Origin of the sequence: Halobaculum roseum (assembly GCF_019880245.1) — an archaeon.
Classification (GTDB): Archaea; Halobacteriota; Halobacteria; order Halobacteriales; family Haloferacaceae; genus Halobaculum; species Halobaculum roseum.
Genome location: NZ_CP082286.1, coordinates 2,936,764 through 2,963,749, shown reverse-complemented (window position 1 = coordinate 2,963,749; position 26,986 = coordinate 2,936,764). Strand labels below are relative to the sequence as shown.

At 67.0% G+C, this 26,986-nt stretch carries 25 protein-coding genes and 1 tRNA gene; 14 read left to right on the top strand and 12 right to left on the bottom strand.

Going from position 1 to position 26,986, the window contains the following annotated elements:
• Positions 1 to 88: 88 nt before the first annotated feature.
• Positions 89 to 1,045, bottom strand: a complete 957-nt coding sequence (locus tag K6T36_RS15145) for a succinylglutamate desuccinylase/aspartoacylase family protein (RefSeq protein ID WP_222923482.1) — start codon at positions 1,043 to 1,045, stop codon at positions 89 to 91.
• A gap of 502 nt (positions 1,046 to 1,547) precedes the next feature.
• Here K6T36_RS15145 and K6T36_RS15140 point away from each other — a divergent pair.
• The 9 genes from K6T36_RS15140 to K6T36_RS15100 all read left to right on the top strand — a co-directional run bounded on the left by K6T36_RS15140 (position 1,548) and on the right by K6T36_RS15100 (position 13,886).
• Complete coding sequence (locus K6T36_RS15140) at positions 1,548 to 2,645, top strand: M24 family metallopeptidase (RefSeq protein WP_222922013.1); 1,098 nt, start codon at positions 1,548 to 1,550, stop codon at positions 2,643 to 2,645.
• 104 nt (positions 2,646 to 2,749) lie between these two features.
• Positions 2,750 to 4,156, top strand: coding sequence for a DUF7544 domain-containing protein (locus K6T36_RS15135; RefSeq protein ID WP_222922012.1), 1,407 nt, complete (start codon positions 2,750 to 2,752; stop codon positions 4,154 to 4,156).
• A 103-nt stretch (positions 4,157 to 4,259) separates the two neighbouring features.
• Entirely contained in the window at positions 4,260 to 6,524 is a 2,265-nt protein-coding gene (locus K6T36_RS15130; protein WP_222922011.1) for an NADP-dependent malic enzyme, read from the top strand.
• 116 nt (positions 6,525 to 6,640) lie between these two features.
• On the top strand, positions 6,641 to 8,293 hold the full coding sequence (locus K6T36_RS15125; protein ID WP_222922010.1) for an ABC transporter substrate-binding protein: 1,653 nt from the start codon (positions 6,641 to 6,643) through the stop codon (positions 8,291 to 8,293).
• A 6-nt stretch (positions 8,294 to 8,299) separates the two neighbouring features.
• Entirely contained in the window at positions 8,300 to 9,292 is a 993-nt protein-coding gene (locus tag K6T36_RS15120; RefSeq protein WP_222922009.1) for an ABC transporter permease, read from the top strand.
• Entirely contained in the window at positions 9,289 to 10,362 is a 1,074-nt protein-coding gene (locus K6T36_RS15115) for an ABC transporter permease (protein WP_222922008.1), read from the top strand. The genes K6T36_RS15120 and K6T36_RS15115 overlap by 4 nt, the downstream gene beginning before the upstream one ends.
• Positions 10,363 to 11,643 carry an ABC transporter ATP-binding protein gene (locus tag K6T36_RS15110; protein WP_222922007.1) on the top strand — a complete coding sequence of 427 codons (1,281 nt, stop codon included), beginning with the start codon at positions 10,363 to 10,365 and terminating at the stop codon, positions 11,641 to 11,643.
• Positions 11,636 to 13,165, top strand: coding sequence for an ABC transporter ATP-binding protein (locus K6T36_RS15105; protein ID WP_222922006.1), 1,530 nt, complete (start codon positions 11,636 to 11,638; stop codon positions 13,163 to 13,165). The genes K6T36_RS15110 and K6T36_RS15105 overlap by 8 nt, the downstream gene beginning before the upstream one ends.
• Before the next feature lie 439 nt (positions 13,166 to 13,604).
• The gene (locus K6T36_RS15100; protein WP_222922005.1) at positions 13,605 to 13,886 is read left to right on the top strand and encodes a DUF8028 family protein; all 282 of its coding nucleotides are present in this window, start codon (positions 13,605 to 13,607) and stop codon (positions 13,884 to 13,886) included.
• A gap of 387 nt (positions 13,887 to 14,273) precedes the next feature.
• Here K6T36_RS15100 and K6T36_RS15095 read toward each other — a convergent pair whose 3' ends face one another.
• From K6T36_RS15095 to K6T36_RS15085, 3 genes are all read right to left on the bottom strand, one after another.
• Complete coding sequence (locus tag K6T36_RS15095) at positions 14,274 to 14,822, bottom strand: hypothetical protein (RefSeq protein WP_222922004.1); 549 nt, start codon at positions 14,820 to 14,822, stop codon at positions 14,274 to 14,276.
• Positions 14,823 to 15,053: 231 nt separating this feature from the next.
• A complete protein-coding gene (locus K6T36_RS15090) occupies positions 15,054 to 15,431 on the bottom strand; it encodes a hypothetical protein (protein ID WP_222922003.1) in 378 nt (125 codons plus the stop codon).
• A gap of 137 nt (positions 15,432 to 15,568) precedes the next feature.
• Entirely contained in the window at positions 15,569 to 16,390 is an 822-nt protein-coding gene (locus tag K6T36_RS15085; protein WP_222922002.1) for a hypothetical protein, read from the bottom strand.
• A gap of 243 nt (positions 16,391 to 16,633) precedes the next feature.
• On the opposite strand from K6T36_RS15085, the gene K6T36_RS15080 reads away from it, so the two are divergent.
• The 3 genes from K6T36_RS15080 to K6T36_RS15070 all read left to right on the top strand — a co-directional run bounded on the left by K6T36_RS15080 (position 16,634) and on the right by K6T36_RS15070 (position 18,889).
• On the top strand, positions 16,634 to 17,296 hold the full coding sequence (locus K6T36_RS15080; protein WP_222922001.1) for a recombinase family protein: 663 nt from the start codon (positions 16,634 to 16,636) through the stop codon (positions 17,294 to 17,296).
• Positions 17,297 to 17,375: 79 nt separating this feature from the next.
• Positions 17,376 to 18,023 carry a DUF4145 domain-containing protein gene (locus K6T36_RS15075; protein WP_222922000.1) on the top strand — a complete coding sequence of 216 codons (648 nt, stop codon included), beginning with the start codon at positions 17,376 to 17,378 and terminating at the stop codon, positions 18,021 to 18,023.
• A 332-nt stretch (positions 18,024 to 18,355) separates the two neighbouring features.
• Positions 18,356 to 18,889 carry a hypothetical protein gene (locus K6T36_RS15070; protein ID WP_222921999.1) on the top strand — a complete coding sequence of 178 codons (534 nt, stop codon included), beginning with the start codon at positions 18,356 to 18,358 and terminating at the stop codon, positions 18,887 to 18,889.
• A gap of 43 nt (positions 18,890 to 18,932) precedes the next feature.
• On the opposite strand, the gene K6T36_RS15065 is transcribed toward K6T36_RS15070, so the two are convergent.
• The 5 genes from K6T36_RS15065 to K6T36_RS15045 all read right to left on the bottom strand — a co-directional run bounded on the left by K6T36_RS15065 (position 18,933) and on the right by K6T36_RS15045 (position 22,580).
• A complete protein-coding gene (locus K6T36_RS15065; RefSeq protein WP_222921998.1) occupies positions 18,933 to 19,127 on the bottom strand; it encodes a hypothetical protein in 195 nt (64 codons plus the stop codon).
• A 271-nt stretch (positions 19,128 to 19,398) separates the two neighbouring features.
• Positions 19,399 to 19,473, bottom strand: a tRNA-Val gene (locus K6T36_RS15060).
• A 95-nt stretch (positions 19,474 to 19,568) separates the two neighbouring features.
• Positions 19,569 to 19,844 carry a ubiquitin-like small modifier protein 1 gene (locus K6T36_RS15055; RefSeq protein ID WP_222921997.1) on the bottom strand — a complete coding sequence of 92 codons (276 nt, stop codon included), beginning with the start codon at positions 19,842 to 19,844 and terminating at the stop codon, positions 19,569 to 19,571.
• A gap of 70 nt (positions 19,845 to 19,914) precedes the next feature.
• Positions 19,915 to 21,357, bottom strand: coding sequence for a DUF8167 domain-containing protein (locus tag K6T36_RS15050; RefSeq protein WP_222921996.1), 1,443 nt, complete (start codon positions 21,355 to 21,357; stop codon positions 19,915 to 19,917).
• Positions 21,354 to 22,580, bottom strand: a complete 1,227-nt coding sequence (locus K6T36_RS15045; RefSeq protein ID WP_222921995.1) for a potassium channel family protein — start codon at positions 22,578 to 22,580, stop codon at positions 21,354 to 21,356. The genes K6T36_RS15050 and K6T36_RS15045 overlap by 4 nt, the downstream gene beginning before the upstream one ends.
• Before the next feature lie 111 nt (positions 22,581 to 22,691).
• Here K6T36_RS15045 and K6T36_RS15040 point away from each other — a divergent pair, with 111 nt between their 5' ends.
• Positions 22,692 to 23,849, top strand: a complete 1,158-nt coding sequence (locus K6T36_RS15040) for an NAD-binding protein (protein WP_222921994.1) — start codon at positions 22,692 to 22,694, stop codon at positions 23,847 to 23,849.
• A gap of 57 nt (positions 23,850 to 23,906) precedes the next feature.
• Here the strand turns inward: K6T36_RS15040 and K6T36_RS15035 are convergent, their stop codons facing one another.
• From K6T36_RS15035 to K6T36_RS15025, 3 genes are all read right to left on the bottom strand, one after another.
• Positions 23,907 to 24,611, bottom strand: coding sequence for a DICT sensory domain-containing protein (locus K6T36_RS15035; RefSeq protein ID WP_225935143.1), 705 nt, complete (start codon positions 24,609 to 24,611; stop codon positions 23,907 to 23,909).
• Positions 24,608 to 25,000 (bottom strand): DUF7344 domain-containing protein, encoded by a 393-nt coding sequence (locus K6T36_RS15030; protein WP_225935142.1) that lies wholly within the window; start codon positions 24,998 to 25,000, stop codon positions 24,608 to 24,610. The genes K6T36_RS15035 and K6T36_RS15030 overlap by 4 nt, the downstream gene beginning before the upstream one ends.
• A gap of 197 nt (positions 25,001 to 25,197) precedes the next feature.
• Positions 25,198 to 25,923, bottom strand: a complete 726-nt coding sequence (locus tag K6T36_RS15025) for a guanosine phosphorylase (protein ID WP_222921993.1) — start codon at positions 25,921 to 25,923, stop codon at positions 25,198 to 25,200.
• Positions 25,924 to 26,076: 153 nt separating this feature from the next.
• Between K6T36_RS15025 and map the strand changes: the two genes are divergently transcribed.
• The gene (map, locus tag K6T36_RS15020) at positions 26,077 to 26,970 is read left to right on the top strand and encodes a type II methionyl aminopeptidase (RefSeq protein WP_222921992.1); all 894 of its coding nucleotides are present in this window, start codon (positions 26,077 to 26,079) and stop codon (positions 26,968 to 26,970) included.
• Positions 26,971 to 26,986: the final 16 nt, after the last annotated feature.

Below are 26,986 nucleotides of genomic sequence, written 5' to 3'. Positions count from 1 at the left end.
ATCGTCCGTTCGACGGCGGGATCGGTCGTCTGTTCAGTTCCGGGCTCGGGCGCGGTGACAGTGACTGCCTCCGTCGGTCGTGTCGCTGTCAGAACTGGTCGATGTCGGTTCCGACCGAGCAGACGTACTCGCCGGTAGCGACCTGCGGGAGCCGCCGCGAGCGCCAGAAGATGCCGTCGTTGTCGGCGGTGACGCGTCCCTTGAGCGAGCCGAACGCGTCGGTCACCTCGAACAGCGCGTCGCCGCGCTCGACGCGCTCGCCGAGGTCGACCTCGAAGGTGACGAGCCCGCCGGCGGGCGAGCCGTACTGGTCGAACCCGGAGGCGCGCGTCTGCACGTCGCGATCCACGTCGCCGTCGAGGAAGCCGTAGTAGCGGAGCACGCGGAACATCCCGTCCAGCCCGATCTCGATCGACTCCTCGTCCCAGCCGACGGCGCCGCCGAGTTCGGGGTCGATCGTCGGGATGCCGTTGTCGGGCGCCGCGCGGGCGAGCTGGCCGTCGGGCCCCTTCTGGTCGAGGACGTAGCCGGTGCCGAACACCTTCGCGAGTTCGAGACACTCTCGGTGGAGCCGGTGGCGCGGGCCACAGCGCACGCGCGTCTCGTTTATCATCCGGGAGGTGCGCCCCTGGTGGAGGTCGACGATCATATCCGCGCGCTTGGCGGCCTCGAACGTCGCCGCGGCGATACGCTCGGAGGAGGTGCCGTTCGCGTCGCCGGGGTACGCCCGGTTCATCTTCGTGTCGTCGATGGGGTTGCGGTGCTCGGCGACCTGGAAGGCGTGGTAGTTGACGATCCCGACGAACAGGATCTCGCCGGCTATCTCCTCGGGGTCCAGTTGCGGGACGAGGCGGTTGATCACGCCGAGGCCGTTGAGCTCGTCGCCGTCGCTGACCGCCTGCACGTAGAGGGTCTTCCCGTCCTCAGCGCCGTTGAGCACCGCCACGGGGAGCCCGACGGTCGAGCCGTCGCGGGTCTCCCCGACCGAGAGTCGGCCCGTGTCGAACTCGCCGGGGGGCGCACTCGCGCTCCCGAGCGTCGTCATCATTACGTCGGGCTTTCGGGTATCGCCTCTTTAGGGGTTCGGTCCGATCGTTCGGTTGCGACGTTCCAGTTATCGGTTCGTGTGTATCCGTCGTCTCTCCGGCGACGGTGAACCGAAGAGCCGAGCCGCGTCCGACCGTGAAAGCCCCCGCGGCTCCCGGCTCGGGCGGCTCGCTGCGCGCTTCGCTCGCGCCTTCGGCGCTCGCTCCAGTGCTTGCGTCGCCGGCCTTCGCCGGGAGCCGCGGCCCCTTTCAGTCCCACCCCGTGGTCTGGTGAGCACGTCGTCGCCGCCGGCTGTTCGGCGTCGACGATTCTGCTCCCCGCCCCTCCCCGGTCGCCCGCGAGGGCGCGGCGCACGGAGGCGCCGCGGGTGTTGCGGGCGACACGCGTCCCCGGCGGCTGGTCGGTCATCGTCGGTTCCCTGGGACGGTTCCACATCGTCGGGTTCCGGCGGTCGATGACGATGCCACGGGATTGAAGCCCGGCCGGTCGGACCCGCGAGTATGGTCGACATCGACGAGCGCGAGGAGCGACTGGAACGCTTCCTCGCCGAGGAAGGGTACGAGGCGGCGTGGTTCGCCCGGCCAAACGCGTTCGCGTGGCTCACCGGCGGCGACAACTGGGTCGACGCGAACGCGGACGTGGGCGACGCCGCCGCGGGCTACCTCGGCGACGGGGAGTGGACGGTCGTCACGAACAACATCGAGGCCGAGCGGCTGGCCGCCGAGGAGCTGCCCGCGGAGCTGTCGATGTCCGTCGCCGCCGACGACTGGTACGAGGCATCGCTGGCGGAGTCGGTCGCCGCGCGGTCGCCGACGCCGGCGGCGGCGGACTTCGACGTGCCCGGACTCGACGCAGTGGACCCGACGCGCCTCCGGCTGCGACTCGCCGAGGACGACCTCGCCGCCTACCGCGACCTCGGCCGGGAGGTCGCGCTCGCCGTCGAGACGGTGTGTCGCGAACTTCAGCCGGGCGACACCGAACACGAGGTCGCCGCAGGCCTGCGGATCTCGCTTGCGGGCCGGAACATCGACGCGCCGGTCGTGCTCGTCGGCGGGAGCGAGCGCGCCCCCGAGTACCGCCATCCGACGCCGACCGACGCGGCGCTCGGCGACTACGCGCTGGTGATCGTCACCGCCCGGCGGGGCGGGCTGCACGCCTCCTGCACCCGGACGGTCGCGTTCGACCCGCCCGAGTGGCTCGCCGAGCGGCACCGCGCGGCCCAGCGAGTGGAGACCGCGGCGCTCGCGGCGACACGCGAGGCCGCCGGCCGCGAGGACGGCACCGCGGGCGACGTGTTCGCGGCGATCCGGGAGTCGTACGCCGAGGAGGGGTACGGGGACGAGTGGCGCGAACACCACCAGGGCGGCGCGACCGGCTACGCCGGCCGCGAGTGGTTCGCGACCCCGGGCAGCGACGCGCCCGTCGCGAGCGAGGCCGCCTACGCGTGGAACCCGACCGTGCAGGGGGCGAAAAGCGAGGACACGGCCTACGTCACCGACGAGTCCGTCGAGGTGCTCACGGACTCGGGCCAGTGGCCGACCGACACCGTCGAGGTCGGGGGACTCACGCTTCAGCGCCCGGCCATATCGGAGAACTGACGCCCTGCCCCGGCCGCCGAGGCGCGCGGTCACGGTCGGCCCGGGGAACACTCAGGTCGTCTCCGAGGAACAACCTTCATGTTGTGTGCCTATGAGGTGCCGCCATGAGTTGGCACGGCGTCGACGCGGTCGACGACGCGATCGACGTGACCCGCGAGTTCCTCTTTCCCTTCAGTCTCGGGCGATGGATCAGGATGGTGGTCGTGACCCTCTTCACCGGCGGCGGCGGCGCCGGCGGACAGGTCGCCAGCAACGCCGGCAACATCGGGACCCGCCTCGCCGGCGCCGGGGGCTTTTCCGGCCCATCCGCAGGTGCGAGCGCGCTGGCGGCGCTGTTGGTCGCGGTGCCGACGCTCTCGCTCGGGTCGTTCGCCCTCGGAGCCCCCGTCCTCCAAACCGGCGGGCTCCCGGAAGCGGGGGCCGGGGCGGTCGGCGCGCTCGGGGTGCTCCTCCTCGTGGCGGTCCTCGTCGTCGCGCTGGTGGCGATACTGCTGTCGCCGATCTTCGAGTTCGTCCTCGTCGACGCCATCGCCCGCGACGACCTCCGGATCCTTCGGGACGTCCGAACCCACCTGACGAACGGGCTCAGGCTGCTCGGCTTCCGGATCGGGCTGTTCGCGGCGTTCGTCGTCCCCCCGGCGGCCGTGATCACCGCGGTCCTGTTGAGCGGAACCCAGGTCGAATCGCTGCTCGGCCGGCCGCTGGTCCTCGTCGCCCTGGCGATCGTGGCGATCCTGTATCTCCTCGTGTTCGCGTTCCTCGACCGCTTCACCGTCGAGTTCGTCGTGCCGGCGATGGTCGCCGACGGGGGCGGCGTCATCGACGGCTGGCGGCGCGTGTGGCCGCGCCTGCGCGGTCAGGTCGGACAGACGGTCGTCTACATCGTGATGCACGTGCTCGTCGGGATCGGCCTGTCGATCGTCTCGTTCGTGCTGGCGCTCGTCGGCCTGCTCGCGGTCGGCGCATTGGCCGCCGGGATCGGCTTCGCCGTCGGGGCCGTCACCAGCGGCGCCGCGACGACCGATCTCGGGATCGGCCTCGGCGTGCTCGCCGGCCTCGCGGTCGGGGTTCCGGTGTTCATCGTGGCCGTCCTGCTCCCGATCCAGGTGCTCACGACGACGTACCGCCGGTCCTACGAGCTCGCCGCGCTCGGTCGGTTCGGCGAGAGCCTGGACCTCGTGAGTCGCTACCGCGACGGCGACGGCGACGACACCGGCGATATCGCGGCCGAACTGCGGGGAGACGACGACGGACCCGACGGAGGCGCCGGGGCGGCCGACTTCGACTCCGAGTCCGACTCAGGAACGGCGTCCCCCCGCGGCGACGAGGAGTTCGGGGAGTTCGTTCCCGCGTCGTCTGACCTCTCCGGGACGGCGGACGACGACCACGAGGCCGACGACGCCGAGGGCGACGATGACGGCGACAACGGCGACGGTGCCGACGGCGGGGCCGACGCCGAGGGTTCGATCGGGGACGGAGACGACGGGTCGGACCGCGACGGACGGGCCTGACCCGGAAACCGTTCCTTACCCGTAGTCGAGTTACCCTTTCCCGTCACCGGTAATCGGTGCGGTCGCTCGGTAGGTTTTTCCCCGATCCTGCGGTCGCGTCAGTATGGGACTAGACGACGACGCACGGGAGTACCACCGATCGGAACCCCCCGGGAAGATCGAGATATCGACGACGAAGCCGACGAACACGCAGCGCGACCTCTCGCTGGCGTACTCGCCGGGCGTGGCCGCGCCGTGTCTCGACATCGACGAGGACCCCGACCGCGCCTTCGAGTACACCGCGAAGGGGAACATGGTGGGCGTCGTCTCGAACGGCTCGGCCGTACTCGGGCTCGGCGACATCGGCGCGCAGGCCTCCAAGCCCGTGATGGAGGGGAAGGGCGTCCTGTTCAAGCGCTTCGCCGACATCGACGTGTTCGACATCGAGATCGACGAGGACGACCCCGACGAGATCGTCCGCTCGGTCGCGGCCATGGAGCCGACCTTCGGCGGGATCAACCTCGAGGACATCAAGGCGCCCGAGTGCTTCGAGATCGAGGAGCGGCTCCGCGAGGAGATGGACATCCCCGTGTTCCACGACGACCAGCACGGGACGGCGATCATCTCCGGGGCCGGGCTGCTCAACGCCGCCGACATCGTCGACAAGGACCTCGCCGACCTCGACATCGTCTTCTCCGGGGCCGGCGCCTCCGCGATCGCGACCGCGAAGTTCTACGTCTCGCTCGGGGCCGAGGCGAGCAACATCACGATGTGTGACTCCTCGGGGATCATCACCGAGGAGCGCGCCGCCGCCGGCGACGTGAACGATTACAAGGCGCAGTTCGCCAGCGAGGGCGCGGGCGGCGACCTCGCCGACGCGATGGAGGGCGCCGACGTGTTCGTCGGGCTGTCGGTCGGGGGGATCGTCAGCCAGGAGATGGTCCGGTCGATGGCGTCGGACCCGGTCATCTTCGCGATGGCGAACCCCGACCCCGAGATCACCTACGAGGACGCGAAGGAGGCCCGCGAGGACACCGTCATCATGGGCACCGGGCGCTCGGATTATCCGAACCAGGTGAACAACGTCCTCGGGTTCCCGTTCCTGTTCCGCGGCGCCCTCGACGTTCGCGCGACCGACATCAACGAGGACATGAAGCGCGCGGCCGCCGAGGCGCTCGCGGAGCTGGCCCGCCAGGACGTGCCCGACGCGGTCGTCAAGGCGTACGGCGACCAGCCGCTGAAGTTCGGTCCCGAGTACGTCATCCCGAAGCCGCTGGACCCACGGGTCCTGTTCGAGGTCGCCCCCGCGGTCGCGGAGGCGGCCATGGAGTCGGGCGTCGCCCGCACCGGGGTGGACACCGACGAGTACGCCGAGCGGCTGGAGGCCCGGCTGGGCAAGAGCCGCGAGATGATGCGGGTCGTCCTCAACAAGGCACGCTCCCAGCCCAAGCGCGTCGCGCTCGCGGAGGGGACCGACGAGAAGATGATCCGCGCGGCCTACCAGATGGCCGAGCAGGGCATCGCCGACCCCGTCCTGCTGGGCGACCGCGAGACGATCGAGTCGACCACCGCCCACCTCGGGCTGGAGTTCGACCCGGAGGTCGTCGACCCCGACGCCGACGGCAAGGCCGACGTGTACGCCGACCGTCTCCACGAGCTCCGGAAGCGAAAGGGCGTCACCCGGTCGGAGGCGGGCGAGTTGGTCCGTCGCGACACGAACTACTTCGGCAGCGTGATGGTCGAACGCGGCGACGCCGACGCGCTGCTCACGGGGCTGACCCACCACTACCCGAGCGCGCTCCGGCCGCCGCTGCAGGTCATCGGCACCGCCGAGGACGCCGAGTACGTCGCCGGCGTGTACATGCTCACGTTCAAGAACCGCGTCGTGTTCTGCGCCGACACCACGGTGAACCAGGCGCCCGACGCGGAGGTGCTCGCGGAGGTGACGAAACACACCGCGAAGCTGGCCCGACGGTTCAACATCGAGCCGCGCGCGGCGATGCTGTCGTACTCCAACTTCGGCTCCGTCGACAACGAGGGCACCCGCAAGCCCCGCGAGGCCGTCGACCTGCTCCACGACGACCCCGAGGTCGACTTCCCCGTCGACGGGGAGATGCAGGCCGACACCGCCGTCGTCGAGGACATCCTCGAGGACACCTACGACTTCTCGACGCTGGACGGCCCCGCGAACGTGCTCGTCTTCCCGAACCTGGAGGCCGGGAACATCGGCTACAAGCTGCTCCAGCGCCTCGGCGGCGCCGAGGCCATCGGACCGATGCTCGTCGGGATGGACCAGCCCGTGCACGTGATGCAGCGCGGCGACGAGGTCAAGGACATCGTCAACCTCGCCGGCGTCGCCGTCGTCGACGCACAGGACGAGGGCGAGTGAGTCGACCGGGCCGGTGAGCCGTCGGGACGGCCGCCGCCCCCGCGTCGTTTCGGGGATCTGACGGTGTGCGATACCGTACCCCAGCATATAAGAGGTCGTCTCACATCGTTCCGGGCATGTCTGAGAAAGACACGAGCAGGCGGCGGTTCCTCCAGGCGGCGGGCTCCGCGACCGCGGCGGTCGCGCTCGCCGGTTGTTCCGGCAACGGCGGCGAGCCGACGGACGGCACGCAGACCACCAGCGCCGGAGGCGACGAGACGCAGACGACGACATCGCCCGAGGAGACGACCGAGCGGCCGGAGCCGGAGACCCGCGACGGCTACCTTCAGCGCGCGAACCTCCACTGCCACGAGCAGGCGCCGTGGGTGTTCCTCAACCGCCAGTACTCCGTGTACGGGCGGTCCTCCGACATCGAGTGGGAGCCCCGGACCGACGAGCGCGTGAGCGCGTACGCCATCGAGCCGGCGACCGACGACGGCGACGACGTGGTGATGACCCAGTCACAGATGGACTCCGGGCTCGACCCGCAGGACCACCGCGAGACGCCGACGGACAACATCGTCCTGCAGGCGTACGAGGGGCTGCTCGAACGCGACCGGGAGGGCGCCATCGTCGAGACGCTCGCCACCGACTACGAGCGCCTCGACGAAACGACGGTGCAGTTCACCGTCCGCGACAACGTCTCGTTCCATTCGGGTGACTCGCTGACCCCGGAAGACGTTGCCTACTCGATCAACCGGATCGTCGACCCCGACGTGGGTATCGAATCCCCGCAGGTCGACCAGCTCATCGGCGTCGAGGGCGCCGAGGTCGCCTCCACCGACGACCGCACGGTGAACGTGAACCTCGCCGGCCTCAACCCGATCGTGTTCGCGTCGTTCGCGACCTACTGCGACGTCATGAACAAGTCGTGGGTCGAGAGCAACGACGACGCCTACATCAACCAGAACATGGAGGGGACGGGGCCGTTCGTCCTCTCGAACTACGAGCAGGGCGTCGAGGTGGAGTTCCAGCGCAACAACGACTACTGGGACGACGAGGCGGCGATCTCTACGTTCACGATCAACTCCGCCTCCGAGTCGTCGACCCGCGTGAACCGACTCCTCAGCGGCGAGACGGACATCGCGGTCAACGTTCCCCCGCAGGAGGTCTCCCGGATCGAGGAGAACGACGGCTCCAGCATCTCGGCGGTGCCGTCCACCCGCGTGCTGTTCAACGCGATGCGGTACGACGTCGAGCCGTTCGATTCGCCGGAGTTCCGTCAGGCGATCAACTACGCCATCGACCTCGATTCCATCGTCGAGAACGTCCTCCAGACGTTCGGCTCGCCGACCGGTCAGCCGACGCTCGAGGGCTTCTTCGGCCACAACGGGGACATCGACCCGTACCCGCAGGACCTCGAACGGGCCGAACAGCTCGTCGAGGAGTCCGGCTACGCCGGCGCGGAGATCGAGCTCGTGACGCCGATCGGTCGGTACCTGCGTGACGTGGAGATCGCCCAGGCGGTCGCCGCGCAGGTCGACGAGCTTTCCAACGTCTCCGCGAGCGCGCGCCAGGTCGAGTTCTCGACGCTCGTCAGCCAGGTCACCACGGGCAACATCGAGGACAAGCCCCCGTGGTACCTGCTCGGGTGGGGGAACGCCACGTTCGACGCGATCCAGACGATCCAGCCGCTCCTCGCGAGCGACGGGGCGTTGACCTCGTACAAGAACGACGAACTGGACAGCCTGCTCGACGAGGCGCAGAGCCTCCCAAGCGAGAGCAACTAGGCCGTCATGGGCTACGGTCGATTTCTTCTGAAACGCGGCGTGCAGGGGGTGGGGGTCGTCTGGGGAGTCGTGACCGTCGTGTTCGTCCTGCGATTCATCACGCCGGGGTCGCCGATCGACACGGTAGCGCCGCTGGACGCCAGCCAGGAGACGCGCCGACGGATCGCCGAGGAGCTCGGCTTGAACGAGCCGCTGTACATCCAGTACCTCGATTACCTCTGGGAGCTGCTCCACGGCAACATGGGGTACTCGTACATCTCGAGCATCCCCGCCTCGGTGCAGGTGTTCCAGAAGCTGCCGGCGACGCTGGAGCTCGCGATCGCCGCGAGCGTCGTCGCCATCGTCCTCTCGATCCCCTTGGGGGTCATCTCGGCGACGCGGCGCCACGAGCCGGCCGACTACGCCGCCACGTCGTTCTCGCTTCTGGGCATCTCGACGCCGAACTTCTGGCTCGGCATCATGCTCGTGCTCGTGTTCGCGGTGGAACTGGACGTGTTCCCGACCAGCGGTCGCGCGTACGGCTTCATGGACTCGATGGCGGCGATCACCGGCCCGGAGCCGTTCTTCACGGTCGTGACCGCGTGGCTCGCCTCGTTGGTGTTGCCGGCGATCACGCTGGGGACCTACTTCACCGCGCTCATCACGCGGCTCGTGCGCTCGGGGATGCTCGACGAGCTTTCGCAGGGATACGTCCGTGCGACGCGCGCGAAGGGGTTACCCGAGACGCTGGTCCGCTACAAGCACGTGCTCCGTAACACGCTCGTGCCGGTGGTGACCGTCCTCGGGCTCCAGCTCGGGACGCTCATCGGCGGCGCGGTGATCACGGAGGCCGTCTTCGCGTGGCCCGGCCTCGGAACGGAGATCATCCGCGCGATCAACGCGCGCGACTGGCCGATCCTCCAGGGGAGCCTCATCGTCATCGGGACCGGGTTCGTCCTGCTGAACATCGCCGTCGACGCGCTGTACGCGTACCTCGACCCGCGGGTGATCGCCGAATGAAGATCGGACCGATCTCGATCTCGCCGCGAACCGTTCGCAACCTGCGCAAGGAGTTCCGGTCGTCGGGACTCGCGCGCATCGGCGTGGTGCTCGTCGTGGTGATCATACTCGCGGCGGCGCTCGCTCCGATGATCGCCCCGCACAACCCCCGCACGCAGAACCTCGACCGGGCGCAGCTTCCCCCGCTGGGGTTCACCGACACCGAGGAGCAGACCACCACCGAGATGGTCAACGGCAGCGTTCAGACCGTGAGCGAGAACGTCACGGTGAACGCGACCGCCCAGCACCCGCTCGGGACGAACTCGCTCGGACAGGACATCCTCTCCCGGGCGATCTACGGCGCCCGAACGTCGCTGCTGGTCGGGCTGTTCGGCACCGTGCTGGCGGCCGTGTTGGGAGTCACCGTCGGCCTGACCGCCGGGTACTACCGCGGCCGGATCGACGACGCGCTGATGCGCACCGCCGACGTGTCGCTGGCGTTCCCGTCGCTCGTGCTCGCGATCGCGTTGATCGGGCTGTTCAGCCGCTTCCAGGCGGACGTCGCCTACGCGGTCACCGATCCGTTGGTGACCACCGGCGTCGCGGGCTCGTTCCGCGAGGCCGTGGGACTGCCGACGCCGATGCCCGAGGTGTTCGTGTTGCCGACGGTCGTCATCCTGGTCGTCGGCTTCGTGAACTGGGTGTGGTTCGCCCGCATCGCGCGCGGCGAGGCGCTCTCGATCCGCGAGGAGGAGTACGTGAAGGCGGCCCGCGCGCTGGGGGGCAGCGACGCCCGGATCATCTTCCGGCACGTCCTGCCGAACGCGATCACGCCGATCCTCGTGTTGGCGACCATCCAGGTCGCCGCGATCATCCTGTTGGAATCGTCGCTGTCGTTCCTCGGCTTCTCCGGAACGACGCTCTCGTGGGGCTTCGACATTGCGCAAGGACGTGGCTACCTCTCGTCGTCGTGGTGGATCGCAACCGTGCCCGGGCTCGCCATCGTGCTCGCGGTCATCGGCATCAACCTCGTGGGCGACTGGCTCCGCGACGCGCTCGATCCCGGTATCGAGGGCGAGGGGGGGATGTAGATGAGCGAACCCGCCCCCGCAACCGAGCACGCCGGTGCCTCCGAGGGCCACGGTGCCCCCGAGGGCAACGGTGCCCCTGAGGGCCACTCGGACGACGTGCTTCGCGTCCGGAACCTCTCGACGCGCTTCTTCACCGAGGAGGGGCAGATCAACGCCGTCGAGTCGGTCGACTTCGCCGTCCGCGACGGCGAGGTGTTCGGCATCGTCGGCGAGTCCGGCTCCGGGAAGTCGGTGACGGCGCTGTCGCTCATCGACCTCGTCGACTCGCCCGGCCGGATCACGAGCGGCGAGGTGTGGTACCGCGACGCCGACCTCGCCGAGGAGTTCCGCGACGACCTGCCCGAGGCCGTCGACGGCGACTTCGTCGACACCCGACGACTCCCCGAGGACGTCCGGCGCGCGCTGCGCGGGCCGGCGTTCTCGACGGTGTTCCAGGACCCGATGTCCTCGCTGAACCCGTCGATCACCGTCGGCGAGCAGATCGCCGAGGCCGTCGAGGTGCAGCGCCGCGCCCGCTCGAACCCGCGCAGCACCCGCTCGCGGACCCAGGGCTACGGGATGGGGAAGCTCATCACCGACGCGTTGCTCCCCAACAAGGGGTACACCTCCGAGTCGAGCATGAACCGCGCGATCGAGCTGCTCGAACAGGTCGGCATCCCCGACCCCGCCCAGCGCGCCCACGAGTATCCCCACCAGTTCTCCGGCGGGATGCTCCAGCGCGCGATGATCGCGCAGGCGCTGGCCGGGGAGCCGGACGTGCTGATCGCCGACGAGCCGACGACCGCCCTCGACGTGACGATCCAGGCGCAGATCCTCAACCTCCTGCGCGACCTGCAGGAGGAGCAGGACACCTCCGTCGTGATGATCACCCACGACCTGGGCGTCATCGCCCGGATGTGCAACCGCGTGGGCGTGATGTACGCGGGTCAGATCGTCGAGCGCGGGACGCTCGCGGACGTGTTCGAGTCGCCCGTCCACCCGTACACGGAGGGACTCATCGGCTCGATCCCGGACCTCGACGACCCCGCCCCGCGTCTCCAGCCGATCGAGGGGAACGTCCCCTCGCTGGTCGACGAGGAGATGGGCGGCCGGTGTTTCTTCGCCGACCGCTGCCCGAAGGCGATGACCGACTGCCTGCAGGAGATCCCGGAGTACGACGCCGAGCCCGGCACCGACGAGCACGCCGTCCGCTGCGTGCTCGCCGAGCGGGAGTACAGCGAGGCGGACGCGCTTCCGCCGGACCACTTCGACCGCAACGAGGAGGTGCGCGGCGATGAGTGAGTCGACGCCCGCCGGGACAGACGCCCGCGACGGCGACGACTCCGCCGACGCCGTCACCGCCGGACGCGACGGGGAAGACCCGCTGCTGGAGGTTCGCGGCCTCCGGAAGTACTACTACGAGAACGACTCGCTGTTCGACCGGCTGCTCGGCCGGGAGCCGACCAGCGTGAAGGCGGTCGACGGCGTCGACCTCGAGGTGTATCAGGGGGAGACGCTCGGCGTCGTCGGCGAGTCCGGCTGCGGGAAGTCCACGACCGGCGAGACGCTCCTCCGCCTGCGCGAGGCCACCGACGGCACCGTGCGCTTCGACGGCGAGAACGTCATGGAGATGGCCGACGACGAGTTGACGCGCTTCCGCAAGCGCGCGGGCATCGTCTTCCAGGACCCGTTCTCCAGCCTCGACCCGCGCATGACCGTCGGCGACATCGTGAGCGAGGGGCTGAAGATCCACAACCTGCCCGAGGAGTCGCCCGACGACGGGCGCTCGAAGCGGGAGTGGCGCCGCGAGCGCGCGAAGGAACTGCTCGAGCGCGTCGGCCTCTCGGCCGACCAGATCGACCGCTACCCGCACGAGTTCTCCGGCGGGCAGCGACAGCGCGTCGGGATCGCCCGCGCGCTCGCGCTCGATCCGGAGTTCATCGTCCTCGACGAGCCGGTCTCGGCGCTGGACGTGTCCGTCCAGGCGCAGATCCTGAACCTCCTTGAGGACCTCCAGGAGGACTTCGGGCTCACGTACCTGTTCATCGCGCACGACCTCTCGGTCGTCCGGCACATCTGCGACCGCGTCGCCGTGATGTATCTCGGCGAGGTGGTCGAGACGGGCCCGACCGATGCCATCTTCGAGTCGCCGAAACACCCCTACACGGAGGCGCTGTTGGAGTCGGTTCCCCGCGCGTCCGTCGAGGAGCAGGGGCGGCGCGTCGACGCGCTCTCGGGCGACGTGCCCTCGCCGCGGGACCCGCCGTCGGGGTGTCACTTCCGGACGCGCTGTCCGAAGGTGATCCAGCCGGCGACCGTCGACATCCCGCAGGAGCAGTACCGCGGGGTGATGAACCTCCGCGACCGGCTCGAACGCCAGGGGTTCACCGCCGACTCCGTCTGGGACACCCTGGAAAGCGAGCACGACGGCGACGACTTCGAGCGCGACACCGTCGCGTTCAAGGAGGCGATGCGCGAGGAGTTCGACCTCGCGGGCCTCTCGGGCGCGACGATGGACACCGTCGAGGACGCCCTCGAGATCCTCGCGAACGGCCGCGAGGAGGAGGCCGCCGATCGCCTGCGCTCGTCGTTTGCCTCGCCGTGTGAGGAGGAGGATCCGGCCCTGATCGGCGGCGAGCACGCCGCGGCTTGCCACCTCTTCGCCGACGAGGAGTTCGACCGCGACCTCGACCCCGACGAGGTCGGGACCGCGATGGGCGGAATGGCGCCGCCGGAGCCGTCGGCGGTTCCCGACGACGCCGAACTCGACCCGGACGACATCGACGACATCGACGACGCCGTCGGCTCGGACGACGACCGGTAGCCTCGTCGGGTCGTTCCCGTTCCGTGACGTTTCGAACGCACCTCCCGAGCCGTGGGCTCGCGCCGTCGCGTCCGTGGCCCTCACAGCGCGTCGGTCGACTGGCCGGTTGGTGGTCATCCGTTACGAGGAGCTTACCCGACACGATCGCCGACGCATCGGTCGCCGCCGACGCGGCCACCACCGCGCCGTGTCGCGATCGGTCTCGCACAGTGTCACGATCGACCCCGGATCGACGCCGGATACGTGCACGTGTGTCGGCTTCTCAGTCCCGGCGACGCGGGGCGAGAAAAAGATTCAGCGAGCAGTATGAATGGTTTCGTCGATCCTCAGGCGCTCGTGAAACGTCCCCGGGGTCGCGCCGTCGCTCGGTGAACGATTCGAATCCGACCGAAGGCTCTTCATACTATATGTGGTCGGGGCTGTACCGGTAGAGTGTGCAATGACTCCCTCCAATCCCCTCCGAACGCTGGCCGGGTTCCGGGACGTGATGCCGGCGCCGTCAACACTGAAGGACACCCTTACCCAGTTCACCGGCGCCGGCCGGACGGCCGCGGTCGAACCGGCGCGTGCGGTCGCGTTCTACGCGGCGATCGCCCTCCCGTTCGTCTACCTGCCGCTGCTGGCGAACGGCGTCACGGTCGAACAGCTCACCGTCCTCGTGGGCCTGCTGCTCGCGAACGCGGCGGCGCTGGTGCTCGGCCACGGCTACGGCTCGCGGTAAGTCGGTCGGCGGTTGGTCCCCGTCGTTCGCATTTTCGGAACGATCCCCGTTTCGACGTTTCGGCCGTCCGTGACATCTTGGATGACTTCTGCAGAGCGGTGTCTATGACCTGCGGAGATAGCAAGGACGGTCGCGTCCGTAAACTGTCGGAATTGAGGACGCGTCGCCGAGCGGTGTCGCGTGCTCGCTCACGCGGGGTTCGTCGAGTGGATCCCTCGTGCCCACGTGGACGACAAATGTTTGATCACTGACTGGGGTCGGCTGTCTCTCGATGGGGAGATCGACTCCGATCTTCGACGGCCGAGTCCGTCGCCGCGGCCGCCAGATACGGTGCGGCCCGGGTGGTACGCGGGGTTCGAAAGTGCACGAGGGTAGAACTGATCGGGCTTACTGCAAGATCTGAATTTCTATCTCGACCTCGGCGATATCGTCGTCGAAATTGGTTGGCGGTTGTGCCTCTCCAGCGTCACTGTTGTCAAGCACGAGATGGTAGGTACCGGGGGCGAGAGTCGTAGTAACTTGGCCTCCTTCGTCATCCATTACGCTCCCCTCAGAATAGTAGCGGAATCGGTTCCCTTCTTGGAGTTGATCGTATTCGGTATCATCAGTCAGGATTGCGTCTATGGCAGGACCGCTCCGGACAACGAAATCATACGACAATACCGCCTGTTCGTTAAGCTCGAAATTCCACTGATACCACTCGTCTTCAGGAATTTGGCGTGTATCTGATGTTTCGTCTAACAGCACACTGTACGACGGGTCATCTGGGAAGTCATCCTCTGCATCAGGGATCCCGTCGCCATCCCGATCGGGACGCGGTGTCGGCGTACTTTCATCGACTGGGTCGCTTCCGGAGTCGCCCGCTTCATTCGACGCGCCACTATTTGAATTGTCGTTGGTGGAGTCCTCAGACCCGAGACAACCTGCTAGGAGCATACTGCTGGAGGCTCCGAGGACCTGCCGCCGCCGAGTTTTAAACATCATTTTGCAAATAGAGTGTTAGTTGAAAAAGTCATCTTTCAAATTATTAATCCCGAGGACTTACCGTACGAGGGACTGCTCACAACCGCTCGACCTTATCACGCGCCCGCTGTTTCGCAGCCGGCAAGTACGGGTCCTTGTAGTGTTAGTGGGACGTTTCGATGTCAGTTTCCCCGCCCTTAGTTATCAGCGGACCCCATCCCGCTTGGCGTGCCGCAGTAACCACTGATGCCGCGGATGGACCAGATCCCACGATTCAAAATCCGCCTGCCGGAGGTAGTCGCGCCGTCCTTCGTACCGATCGAACTCGTCGCTCTCGGGGTCTCGTAGGTTGTCGACGCCGTCGGCGTCGAACTCGGCCTCGACGACCCGCCTGAACACGTGATCCCAGAACAGCGCGATCTCGCAGTCGTCGGTGAGCCCGAGCAGCTCGAAGCGGCCCTCGTCGGCAGCGTGCAGGTGCTCGACCATCGCGACCGCCTCGCTCGGCTTCCGGTTCATCGCGATCGTCCAAGCCAGTTCCCCGCGGACGTGTGTGAACGCCCCGTCGCTTGTCTTCGACATCGAATGAACGAGTGGGCGGGAGGGGTATGAACGCGAGCCAAGGGCGGAGTGAAAGTGGATCTACTTTCGCTCAACATTCGAAAATTACATCACGCAAGCACAAACCTCCGAGGTGGTAGTCTACCGAGTACGAACAGTCACTCGGGTTTGTTTTCGTACCAGTCAGGGGTTGTGAGCGGGTCGGGATCGCGAGTCACAAATTCAAAACTTGCCTCAAGCAGTCGCTCGCCATCTTCGTTTTCGACGAGGACATCGTAGCCAAGAACTCTGAACGTGTCATCAATATATAAGCTTCCTGTGGTAGTTGCGGCACCATCAATACCCGGAGCTGCTGTTGCAGTAAACTCGGCCGCATCGATGCCGTCAACATTTGTGTGCTGTTGAAGTGTCCACTCAATATCCGAGATGACACCGTCGGTGTATCCAATGAAAGAGGCAGTATGTCTGTTGAACCGATTCTCTCGGTAGATCGTCTCGCCGTTGGGGTCTGTTTGTTTGCCAACGTACTCTCCGTCACTAAACACCGAGAAAAGTACAATCTCGGTTGTACGTGGATCTTGATGAGTGTAGTTGGTAGTACTCTGCTGAATCATGCGGTATTTCGAGTCCGTAACTGTGATTTTCGAGGTAGATTCACGCTCAGGACCAAAGTAGGTTGTTTTCGTGGTCCCAGTCACGCCATCCTCAGCGCGGTGGTACTGTGAAAGCCGGAAATAGCCCTCGTTCTGCGGCCTCTCTTCCAACACGCCATTAGAATTTACATATATTTCACCGAAATCAGTACTATCGCTTGGTTTGGCAGTTGGTGTATGATCGCTTGTTCGTGACTCAGGAGTTGACTCTGATATTGAAGTTACATCTGAGTCGGTATCCAGTACCTCTGTGTCATTCTCTTCAGTTGACTCGACCACAGTTCCGGATCCTGACGACCCTACACAACCGGCGAGCAATAGTAGCATCACAACACAGAACGTTGCGACGATTTGACGGAGCGACCCGCCTCGATTGTTAGCAGACATCTCGCCCAACTCTGATAATTAGACATTTAAAACATGGGGATCCATCGGGCCTGAGTTTAATTTGCACGACCCCTATCAGACACTTCCGACTGTGCTAATTCCTCGCGCCCGTAGGGCTGAGTACTACAGTACCTGCCCAGACTGGGCGTAAAGACTAGACATTAAGACAGCGTAGCGGTGGGCATGACCGTCGCCTGTTACACCCGTGTTTCCACCGCGAAGCAGAACCTCGATCGCCAACTCACCTCGACCCAGCAGTACGCCGAGGACTCCCTCGGGGCGTCGTTGGCCGACATCGAGGTGTACCGCGACAAGTCAAGCGGGACCAACACCGCCCGCGACGCCTACCAGCGACTCATGACCGACGCCGAGGCCGGCGAGATCGATGCCGTCGTCGCCCACGAGGTGTCGCGAGTCGCCCGCTCGATCTCCGACCTCGAACGCACGGCCGACCGACTCCGCGAGGCCGGCGTCGAGCTGCATATCGTCTCCGAGTCGCTCGTGATGAAGCCCGACGAGGAAGATCCCTATCAGCGCGCGCTGTTTCAGATGCTCGGCGTGTTCGGCGAGTTGGAGGCGCGGATCAAGCGGCAGAACATCCGCGAAGGGATCGCCGCGCGCCAGGACTCCGAGGAGTACCGGCACGGGCCGGCACCGCTCGGCTTCACGAAGGGCGACGGTCGGCTCGTCGAGGGTGGCGACTACCACCGCGTCGTTACCGTGCTGGAGCAGACCGCCGCGGGTGAAATGAGTCAGCAGGCGGCGGCTCAGGAACTCGATACTGGACTGAAGACAATCAGATGGGCTGTTAACGAACGATCTGAACTCTATAGCATTTGGTCGTGATCCGTGCGTTTGGTGCTTGAGGAGTTAGTTAAAACTAAAACAGTCCAATTTGTCTTCTCATTAAGAGCAAATTCTAATTATGAATAGCGAAGTATATCAAAAATACATACCACTAGCCCAGGTACTGTTCATCTTCGGAATAATCATGCGTGAGCTTGTGTTCCCGGATACGCTTGCACTAAGCTGGCAGCTGGTTGCTCTTCTCGGGATGGTTGTGATTCTACCATATATTCCATTCATTCAGCGAATTTCCTACGGAGATTGGGAAGCAGAACTGGGGAGGGAAATTGTTGAAACTGAAGAGAGCGTTGAGGAAGGTATTCCTGTCCCCGATGACGTTGAAATTGGTGAGCACGTCCCGGAAGGTATCGTTGAAAAGATATATGCTGTACATTCCGAGTCACACATTGCTGCTCTCGCACTTCTTAGAACGGAATTAGAAGACGTTCTCAGAGACGTAATTGGCCATTCGAATTTGAATCTAAACAGACCTATGTCGCTCGGTCAGCTAACAAAGAAGGCCAACAATGCACAATATATTGATAACAACACAGTAGCTGCCGTTGACGACGTCCGTGGATTAGCTAACAAAGCTATCCATGAAAAGAATGTGCCAAGAGATGAAGCAAATAAGATCTTAGAGATTGGAGTGGACGCTCTTGGTAGGTTGTATTATCTCAAGTCCCAATCTGAGCAAGAATCTACTCAATCCGAGCAAGGGCCCTAATAGATATTAGATATACATACAATATGGAACAACTCTAACGAAAGTCCCTGCGGCAGAGACATCATGCACCGATTGAGGCCTGCACAGCATCTCCCACCCTACGGATGGACCCACGGGGTGTGGATGCTATGGTCCCGTACGCTAATGTGCACAACGTATCTCCTGTTTCCAAGCCATAACTCTGTGTTAAACTGTTTGACAGCAGAGGCGTGAAATGCTGCCAAGAACACGAGTTAGAGGACGCGAATTTGACAGGCTTGTATCTCTGTAAAATTCAGATTTGTTCGAATCTTCACATGAGTCTTATATTTTGACAGCTACTTCGCTGGTTCATGGCTAACCACAACTCCGACACCCACGCGGATGCAGTCCAACACAGCTCAAAAACAAACTCCAACCCAACATGGACTGGCAAGTCCGATCATAAGATGTCAGAGTTGGGGACGAAATTTGGCTCTGTTTCCAATAAGGATCTGACCAAAGCGGAAATTCAAACCTTGGGTGAAGAGATCGCCCAAGTAGAGGACGAGGCCAAAAACGGGGACAAACGCGTGGCTGCAATGAGACTGAATTCATTTTGGGACGACTGGACATCTGCAGCTGTTGAATCTCACATCAAGGCCAATTCGCTGAATAAAGAGGTCAACGAAAAGTATGGATCGCGGTTGAATCAAGCTAATTCGTATGGCCTGTTAGGCGATACAATTTTCGATGTATTGTCTCGACTTAATGAACAGCGCCATAAGCCGGGTCACAACACATGGAGCGATGTAGACCCGCTTGAGAAAGAATTTCAGAAGGCCCTCGGTCAGGCCTTAGCGCTGACAATCCGCCATTACGAACACCTAGAGAACGAGCACCAATGAACAAATAGCACGTTTCTGACCAGCATTTTTGTTGGACGGTGTTTCACATCTCTTCGAGGAATTCCTCTAGCGACAGCCCCGGCGGCAGAGACACCATCGCCCCCGTAGGCACGTGCACCACTGCCGTCACATCGGTCTTGTGCCCGACATTAGCCGCTCGCGCCCACGGTTGGGGCCACACGGTGCGAACCCTCCCGTTGTAGTCCTGTGCGCTCACGTCCTGCTCGTACCAGGTCATCCCGGTCTCCGCCGCCGCTTCGGCCGTGCGGTCGGTGAGTGTCGTCCGCCCGGCTCTTTCACACTAACCGATCGAGTGAAGGAAGCTACCGGCTGACGATTCGTGAGAGGGTCAGAAGTGGGTTGGGCCGGATTATGAACCACGGTCGTTCCGCTCGCGGTGCTCGCTCTACTCCCTGCTTGAAATCCGCCGTGAACGCAGTTACGGCGGCACGGTTCCTCGAGCCGCTCGCTACGCTCGTGGCTCGTCGTAACAGTGTGCCGCCGAAAAGTGGGTTGGGGCGGATTTGAACCGCCGGCCTCCTCCATGTCAAGGAGGTGTCATAACCGGACTAGACTACCAACCCGACCGGTCGTTCTCTGCATTTATCGAATTCGCAGGGATATAATTAAGGCTTCCGAAAGCCCCCGTCCCCGAGGCGCCGTCCCACGGTTTCGCGGGTCACCCGCCGCTGACCGGCGGGAACAGCGCGAGCTCGTCGTCGTCGTCGACCGAGGTGTCGAGTCCCTCCGCCTCCCGGACGTCCCGACCGTTCCGGAGGAGGTTGACGTGCCCCCGCAGGTCGCCGTCCTCGTCGAGCACCCGGGCAGCGAGCGCGGGGTAGGCGTCCACCAGCGCGTCAAGCGCCTCCCCGACCGTGGCGGCGTCGGAGGCCTCCACCTCGGGCTCCGGCTCGCCGGCCGCCTCGGCGAGATCGGCGAACAGCTTCCAGTTCATACGTATCCGTCCCCCTCGGGCGGCCAAGAGCGTTGCGCCGCCGGGGCGACCCCCCTCGCCGGCGACCGTGCTACGGCTCCGGGGCGCTCGCCCGGCGTTCGACCTCCCGGATCGCCTCGGGTCGGGCGACGAGATAGAGAGTCTCGCCGGCCGACAGCGTCCGCCCGCGCCGGGGGATCGGCTCGACTTCACCGTCGACGGTCTCGACGGCGACGACCGCGCCGGCGACGCGCTCGACCGTGTCGTCGGCGAGATCGCTGCCCGTCTCGATCCTGACCACGCCCATGGTTTCGTCGGCCGCTCGCAACACCGAGGCGAACTCGCGGTCCGCCCGGGGGCTCGCGGGGAGCGTGACGAGGCGGTACTCGCCGTCGGCGTCGAACCGGGCGGCGTCGGACTCGTCGACCGCCAGCGTCACCACGTCGCCCGCTGCGCTTCGCAGCTCCGCCGTGGAGACCCGTTCGAACTCGGGCGGGGCGGCCGACGCGGCCGTCGCGGGCGACGCGGGATCGGCGTCGACGGATTCGTCGGCGGGGGTAGCCGCGGACGCGCCGGTGGACGCGTCAGCGGAGGCGGCGGACGTTTCGGCGGAGCCGGCCTCCGTGGAGGCCGCGGAATCGGAGTCGATGGGTGGCCCGGAGTTGTCGGCCGCGTCCGTCTCCGGGACCGGTTCCGTGACCGACTCGGGGGTCGTCGGCTCCGGCGTCGGTTCGGGACGACGCCACACCTGCACCACGTCGCCGGGGCCGGCGCCGTTCGGCGGGTCGGCCCTGACGGCGACGGCACAGGCGCTCGGGTCGAGCGTCGGGCCGATCCCCGCGACGCGGCGACCGACGCCGAGGTGGACGATCCGGTCGCCGTCGAACTCGGCGTCCACGTGACCGACCTCGTACTCCGTCTTCAGCCGGGCGACGAAGCGCTCCCGGAGCTCCTCGTCGGAGAGGCGGCGGGGGAACAACAGCGTCTCCCCGGCGAGGCGTTCCTTGGTCGCGTCGTCGACGGGGTCGTAGCCGTCGATGTCGGCGACCGTCTCCGGGAGCGTGAGCGGCCGGATCCGTCCCACGGTTCTGGCGAAACGGCTGAGTTCGCCCTCGACCGCGTCCGCGCCGGTGACGGCGGTCACGCTCGTCGCGAACCGGTCGCCAGCCCGCCTGCCGACCGGGGCCGCGGCGGCGGCCACGAGGAGGCTGACGACGTTTCGGAGGACGGTCGCCGGCGCGAAAGGATCGGCCGCGACCGCGCCGCCGACGGGGATCACCGTCTCGAACAGGCCGACGGTGTTGAGGTACACGGCGACGACGGCCGTCCCGAGCAACGTCGTCAGTCCCCGCGGGACCGCATCGTTCACGAACCAGCGGTAGGCGGCGGCGCCCGCGGCGGCGACGAGGAACGACGCGACCGCGAAGCCGACGAGCCGCGGGGCGTTCAGCCCGCCGAACACGTCGACGAACGATTGGATGGGTACCGCGGTCGCGGCGGCCGCCGGCGGAACGCCGGACGGGCCGGGAATCATGCTCCCACCTCGCGTTCGAACCGGTCGAGGTCGCGACGCGTCCCGACGGCGAGGAGGTCCGCCCCGGCGGCGGGGACCGTGTCGCCGCCGGGCGCCAACCGCCACCGGCCGCCGTCGTTGATAGCGAGCACGGCGACGCCGTACTCGTCGCGGACCGCGGCCCCCCGCAGGCTCGTCCCGTCGAGGGGACCGCCGGCGCGGACCGAGAGCCGGCGGAACCGCTTGCCGGCCCGGCGCAGCAGCGACAGCAGTTCGAACTCGCGTCTCGTGCCCCGCGAGCGCACGACGACGCGCTCCACGTCGGCGTCGAGCAGCCGCGTCGCGGCCCCCCTGTCGACGGCGACCGTGAGCCGCCCGTCGCCGCCGGCCGTCGTCGGCGACGCGGGCGGTCGGGGGGCGTCCTCCCCGCCGTCGGTCGCGGCGGGCTTCGACGCCTTCGCGGCCCCGCCGCCGTCGGTCTTGGCGGCGACGACCGTGCCGTCGACGGCGTGGTCGGCGGTCACGACGGTGACCTCGTCGCCGCGGGCGAGCCCCGTCGGGAGCAGCGCGGACACCGACACCGCCTGCTTGCCGGCCGGGACGCGCTTGGAGACGCCCGCCAGCGGGGGCGCGGCGGCGACGGCGGCGCGCCCGCGCTCGTCGAGCCGGACGGTCACCTCGGCGAGGTCGTGGTCCGTCCGGAGGCGGTCGGCGACGGCCGCCTCAAGCTCCGACAGCGGGAGGTCCGCGTCGAACTCCTCCTCGAAGGACCGAAGCTCCGCGCGCAGTTCCGGCGGGAGCGGGGGATACCCCTCGATGTCGGCCACGTCGCCGGCGACGGTGACGCGAACGCGCCCCCGGCCGCTCGCGAGGTCGACCACCTCCGACGAGAGTGTCCGCTCTGTGAGTCGGCTGAGGCTGATCCGCTTCGGCAACGCCGCCCCCATGGCGTCGCCCTTCGCGTGGGCGTACATCGAGATCATCAGGATGACGACGATCGCGACCAGGAACGCGGTGCCGTTGGTCGCCTCCGAGATCGTCTCGTCGTTGAGTGCGAGCAGCCCGCCGTTGACCCCGGCGATCGCGAGCGAGAGGACGACGACACCGAACCCGGGGATCGAGACGCCGGTGACGTACTTGAACGTGAACCCGAGCGTCCACGCGACGAGCGCGGGGACGATCCCGGTGAGCAGGCCCAGATAGACCCCGAGCAACACCTGCACCGGGAGCGAGGAATCGACCATGCCGGCCGGTGACGGCGGGTACACTAATTCGTACCGGGGCGCGATCGCCGTCGCCGCCGCGGCCGCCACGTGCCGCACCGTTTATCAACGCCCGGCTGGAGGAATCGGGTAATGGGAAGGCTGCGGGAGCGACTCGGGGGTCGGCCGGCCGTGGGACTCGTCGGCGCCGCCGCGTTGCTGTCGATAGTCACGGGGATCAACCGTATCGTCGCGCCGCCGGGAAGCCGCCTGCCGTTCCTGGCGCTGTTGCCGGAGGAGGCGACGCTGCTCGCGGGGTTCACCGGCGCGATCACCGGCTTTCTCCTGTTGATCGCGGCGTACGGCCTCCGGCGGCAGCTCCGCGCCGGCTGGTACGCCGCGCTCGTGTTGCTCCCGCTGACGGCGCTGCAGGGGCTCGTCGGGTCCACTCGGGTCGGCCTCCTGCTGGCGCTGCTGTCGGTCGTCTCGGTGCTCGTGCTCGCGGCGAACCGCCGCCCGTTCTCCGAAGAGATCGACCTCACGGCGACCCAGTGGGCCGCGCTCGCCGGGCTCGTCGGGTCGCTGGGGTACTCGACGGCGGGCGCGTACGCGCTCAACGAGGAGTTCACCAACCTCGCGACGGTCACCGACGCGGTGTACTTCTCGGTCGTCACCGCCTCCACCGTCGGCTACGGCGACGTGACGCCGACCTCGCCGCTGGCGAAGTGGTTCGCCATGTCGGCGCTCGTCCTCAACGTCGCGGCCTTCGCGGTCGCGCTCGGCGTCCTGTTCACCCCCGCGATCGAAGCCCGCCTCACCACCGCACTCGGACGCATGACAGACACAGACATCGACCTGCTCGCCGATCACGTGCTCGTGCTCGGCCACGGCGAACTCACCGAACCGCTCATCGACGAACTGATCGAGGCCGACGCGCCGTTTCTCGTCATCACCCCCGACGAGGCGGTCGCGCGGGTTCTCACCGAACGCGACGGGGTCCGCGTGCTCACCGCCGACCCCTCCGACGAGGAGCCGCTCGAACGAGCGAACGTCGCCGACGCCCGCGCGGTCGTCGCCGCGACGAACAACGACGCCGAGGACGCGCTCGCCATCCTCACCGCCCGACAGCTCAACCCCGACGTGACGATCGTCGCGGCGGCGACCGGGCGCGAGAACGTGAACAAACTGAAGCGCGCGGGCGCCGACACGGTCATCTCGCCGGCGACGATCGGCGGCCACCTCCTCGTCGAGTCCGCGCTGGAGGGCGGGGACTCCGAGGCGGTCGCCCGACGGCTCCTCGACGAGGAGTGACGACTTCGGCGGGTCGGCCCACCGGACACGGGCGTCCGTCCGATGCTCCCGCGCGGCTCACGCCGCGGCGACCGTGCTCAGGATCTCGTCGACGACGGGCTCGTCGTCGGTCCACACGCCGGTGTAGCCGTCCGACTCCTCCCGGGCGACGAGCCCGCACGCGTGCCCGTCGTCGCCCCCGTCGAACGCGACGACCCAGAAGCGTCCGAGATCGCCGTCGTCGATCGTGTGGTACGTGACTCCCGATATCGTCGGCGCGTCCCAGTCGTCGGCGCCGTGGACGTGGATGTCGAGGTCGGTCTCGGCCGCGAGGTGGCGGTACACGTCGACTTGCGGCCGGAACGCCGAGAACCGCTGAAAGCTCGCTCGGAGCGTCCCGGACCCGACGCGGTACGCCCGCTCCTCGATCTCGCGACTCACCGCGAGCAGCGTCCGGCGGCGCATCGACGCGAACAGCGTGTCGTCGAACAGCTCGAAGAGCGCGCGGTACCCCGCTGGAACGTCCTCGCGTTCGCCGGGCCGACCGATCGGAGGATCGAACAGGTGGTCCAGCTCGGCTGCGGCGATCACCCCGACGAACTCGCCGTCCGTCTCGATGAGCACGAACGGGTCGGGTCCGGTCGGTCCGAGCGTTCGAACCTCGAACTCGATGCCGTGTGCGGCGAACAGCGACTCCACTTCGACCGGGTCCTCGCGACGGTAGACGGTGACGGCGTGGTCCCGGTTTCCCGCCCTCGCGAGCAGCGAATCGAGCACGCTCACGCCTGCCGAGACGACTCGGCGGCGGCGCTTCGACCGACGAGCTCCTCGACCTCCGGGTCGAGCGGCCGCGGTCTGACGGTTCCGGACGCCGGGTCGTACTCCACCAACCCGATCGTGTCGAGCTGCGGGAGATGGACGTGCGTCAGTGCGACGAGCAGTCGATCCCGCTCGCGCGGTGTCGCCATCGTCCCGGTTTCGGTCGCCTCCCACCCGCACAGCAGCGTCGCGAGCTCGTCGACCGACGTTCCGTCCGGCCCCTCGTCTTGCAGTATCGCCAGCACCCGTCGCCGCTGTGTCGACGCGAGTCCCCGATACAGCGCGTCGTCGGCCAGCGTCACGGTGCTCTCGACCTGTCCCCCCTTTCGTTGGTCGACCGATTCGTTCGTCATACACTCACAAATATTGCCGGTCGTCGAACAAAGGGTCTTCGCAAGAAATTCGTCATGTTGGCGTGCTCTGCCCCTCACGAACGAGGGGTGCGCCCGAGGAACGCCGCACCGTCGGGTTCGGCCGCCGATCGCGCCACCGACCGTCGACAGTGCGGACCGCCCCCGACACTTCGAGGACCGACAACACGACCGACCGCCTACAGCGACGCGACGGCGTCGAGCGCGATGTCGATGGCCCGGCCGACGTTGTTCTTCGCCTTCTCGGGCAGTTCGTCCTCGGAGTCGGCGCCCTTCTGGGTGCCGGCGACGAGGTTGCCGTCGGCGGTGCAGATGGCGCCGGCGTTCATCCCGCGGCGGCGCGCCAGCGAGAAGACGGCAGAGGCCTCCATCTCGATGGCGAGCAGGCCCGCCGCCTCCCAGTCGTCGACGTACTCGTCGGACTCGTTGTAGAACGCGTCGTCGGAGACGATCGGACCGACGTGTACCTCCTCGTCATTGGCCTCCGCGGCGTCGACGAGCGCGGTGAGCGTGTCGTAGTCCGGGACCGCGGGGTACGTCTCGGACTCGTAGCGCTTGCTCGTCCCCTCCTCCTTCGCGGAACCGGTGGCGACGACCATGTCGCCGATCTCCACGTCGGTCTGGAGGCCGCCGCAGGTGCCGACGCGGATCACGGTCTCGACGCCGACGTTGTGCAGTTCCTCGATCGCGATCGCCGCGGAGGGGCAGCCGATCCCCGTCGAGCAGATCGTGAGGTCGACGCCGTCGTAGGTGGCGTTCACGATCCGGTACTCGCGGTTCTCGGCGACGAGCTCCGACCCGTCGCAGTGGTCGGCGATTCGGTCGACGCGGTCCGGGTTGCCCGGGATGAGCGCGATCTCGTGAACGTCGCCCTCGTCGACGAGCAGGTGGGGCTGGTTTGCCATACGCTCGCTCGCCGCGCGCTCAGCAAAAACCCCGCGGAAGCGTCGGCCGCAGCGGAGCCGACGGCGGGAAGGGTCGGCCGCGGCGGGACCGACGGCGACCCCGTCCGCGCGAGTAGCGCAACCCCTTTCCCCCGTTCAGTCGAACGCCCGCGTATGAGTGCCCTCGACGAGGACGTGCTGGCGAAGTACCGCGAGGCGGGCGAGATCCTGACGACGGTGATGGGCGAGACGCGCGAGCTGGTCGAGCCGGGCGCGACCCACCTGGAGGTCGCCGAGTACGCCGAGGAGCGCATCCGCGAGGAGGGCGCGGGGCTCGCGTTCCCGGTGAACGTCTCGATCGACGAGGAGGCGAGCCACGCGACGCCCGAGCGCGACGACGAGACCGAGTTCGGCGAGGACGTTGTCTGTCTCGACATCGGCGTCCACGTCGACGGCTACATCGCCGACGCGGCGGTGACGATCGATCTGGCCGGCGAGACGGAGCTGGTCGAGGCCGCCGAACAGGCGCTGGAGGCAGCCGTCGACGCCGCGGGGCCGGGCGTCCCGGTCGGCGAGATCGGCGCCGAGATCGAGGACGTGATCGAGGCGTACGACTACACCCCGGTGTACAACCTCTCGGGCCACGGCGTCGAGCGGTTCGACGCCCACACGGGGCCGAGCGTCCCGAACCGCGGGGTCGACCGCTCCGTCGAGCTGGAGCCCGGGCAGGTCGTCGCCATCGAGCCGTTCGCGACGACGGGGCGCGGGAAGGTCGGCGAAGGCAACGAGGAGGAGATCTTCGAGCTGACAGAGGACGTATCCGTCCGCAACCGCGCGGCACGGCAGGCGCTCGAACAGGTGCGCGAGTTCGACGGGCTCCCCTTCGCCGCGCGGTGGCTCGACTCCTCGCGCGACGAGATGGCGCTGCGGCGACTCGCCCGACAGGGCGCGGTCAAAGGGTACCCCGTGCTGAAAGAGCAGGACGGCGAGCTGGTCAGCCAGGCGGAGCACACCATCGTCGTCACCGAGGACGGGATCGAGGTGACGACCGAGGGGCTGTTCGCCTGAGTCGGCGCGCGTCGAC

What these genes read in the sequence shown, in the direction of transcription:
- K6T36_RS15040 (WP_222921994.1), top strand. Translation starts at nt 22,692, where the DNA reads ATGGGAAGGCTGCGGGAGCGACTCGGGGGTCGGCCGGCCGTGGGACTC.
- K6T36_RS15120 (WP_222922009.1), top strand. Translation starts at nt 8,300, where the DNA reads ATGGGCTACGGTCGATTTCTTCTGAAACGCGGCGTGCAGGGGGTGGGG.
- K6T36_RS15115 (WP_222922008.1), top strand. Translation starts at nt 9,289, where the DNA reads ATGAAGATCGGACCGATCTCGATCTCGCCGCGAACCGTTCGCAACCTG.
- K6T36_RS15050 (WP_222921996.1), bottom strand. Translation starts at nt 21,357, where the DNA reads ATGATTCCCGGCCCGTCCGGCGTTCCGCCGGCGGCCGCCGCGACCGCG.
- map (WP_222921992.1), top strand. Translation starts at nt 26,077, where the DNA reads ATGAGTGCCCTCGACGAGGACGTGCTGGCGAAGTACCGCGAGGCGGGC.
- K6T36_RS15065 (WP_222921998.1), bottom strand. Translation starts at nt 19,127, where the DNA reads ATGACCTGGTACGAGCAGGACGTGAGCGCACAGGACTACAACGGGAGG.
- K6T36_RS15145 (WP_222923482.1), bottom strand. Translation starts at nt 1,045, where the DNA reads ATGACGACGCTCGGGAGCGCGAGTGCGCCCCCCGGCGAGTTCGACACG.
- K6T36_RS15080 (WP_222922001.1), top strand. Translation starts at nt 16,634, where the DNA reads ATGACCGTCGCCTGTTACACCCGTGTTTCCACCGCGAAGCAGAACCTC.
- K6T36_RS15075 (WP_222922000.1), top strand. Translation starts at nt 17,376, where the DNA reads ATGAATAGCGAAGTATATCAAAAATACATACCACTAGCCCAGGTACTG.
- K6T36_RS15025 (WP_222921993.1), bottom strand. Translation starts at nt 25,923, where the DNA reads ATGGCAAACCAGCCCCACCTGCTCGTCGACGAGGGCGACGTTCACGAG.
- K6T36_RS15105 (WP_222922006.1), top strand. Translation starts at nt 11,636, where the DNA reads ATGAGTGAGTCGACGCCCGCCGGGACAGACGCCCGCGACGGCGACGAC.
- K6T36_RS15140 (WP_222922013.1), top strand. Translation starts at nt 1,548, where the DNA reads ATGGTCGACATCGACGAGCGCGAGGAGCGACTGGAACGCTTCCTCGCC.
- K6T36_RS15130 (WP_222922011.1), top strand. Translation starts at nt 4,260, where the DNA reads ATGGGACTAGACGACGACGCACGGGAGTACCACCGATCGGAACCCCCC.
- K6T36_RS15090 (WP_222922003.1), bottom strand. Translation starts at nt 15,431, where the DNA reads ATGTCGAAGACAAGCGACGGGGCGTTCACACACGTCCGCGGGGAACTG.
- K6T36_RS15110 (WP_222922007.1), top strand. Translation starts at nt 10,363, where the DNA reads ATGAGCGAACCCGCCCCCGCAACCGAGCACGCCGGTGCCTCCGAGGGC.
- K6T36_RS15045 (WP_222921995.1), bottom strand. Translation starts at nt 22,580, where the DNA reads ATGGTCGATTCCTCGCTCCCGGTGCAGGTGTTGCTCGGGGTCTATCTG.
- K6T36_RS15030 (WP_225935142.1), bottom strand. Translation starts at nt 25,000, where the DNA reads ATGACGAACGAATCGGTCGACCAACGAAAGGGGGGACAGGTCGAGAGC.
- K6T36_RS15055 (WP_222921997.1), bottom strand. Translation starts at nt 19,844, where the DNA reads ATGAACTGGAAGCTGTTCGCCGATCTCGCCGAGGCGGCCGGCGAGCCG.
- K6T36_RS15085 (WP_222922002.1), bottom strand. Translation starts at nt 16,390, where the DNA reads ATGCTACTATTGCTCGCCGGTTGTGTAGGGTCGTCAGGATCCGGAACT.
- K6T36_RS15100 (WP_222922005.1), top strand. Translation starts at nt 13,605, where the DNA reads ATGACTCCCTCCAATCCCCTCCGAACGCTGGCCGGGTTCCGGGACGTG.
- K6T36_RS15095 (WP_222922004.1), bottom strand. Translation starts at nt 14,822, where the DNA reads ATGCTCCTAGCAGGTTGTCTCGGGTCTGAGGACTCCACCAACGACAAT.
- K6T36_RS15135 (WP_222922012.1), top strand. Translation starts at nt 2,750, where the DNA reads ATGAGTTGGCACGGCGTCGACGCGGTCGACGACGCGATCGACGTGACC.
- K6T36_RS15070 (WP_222921999.1), top strand. Translation starts at nt 18,356, where the DNA reads ATGGCTAACCACAACTCCGACACCCACGCGGATGCAGTCCAACACAGC.
- K6T36_RS15125 (WP_222922010.1), top strand. Translation starts at nt 6,641, where the DNA reads ATGTCTGAGAAAGACACGAGCAGGCGGCGGTTCCTCCAGGCGGCGGGC.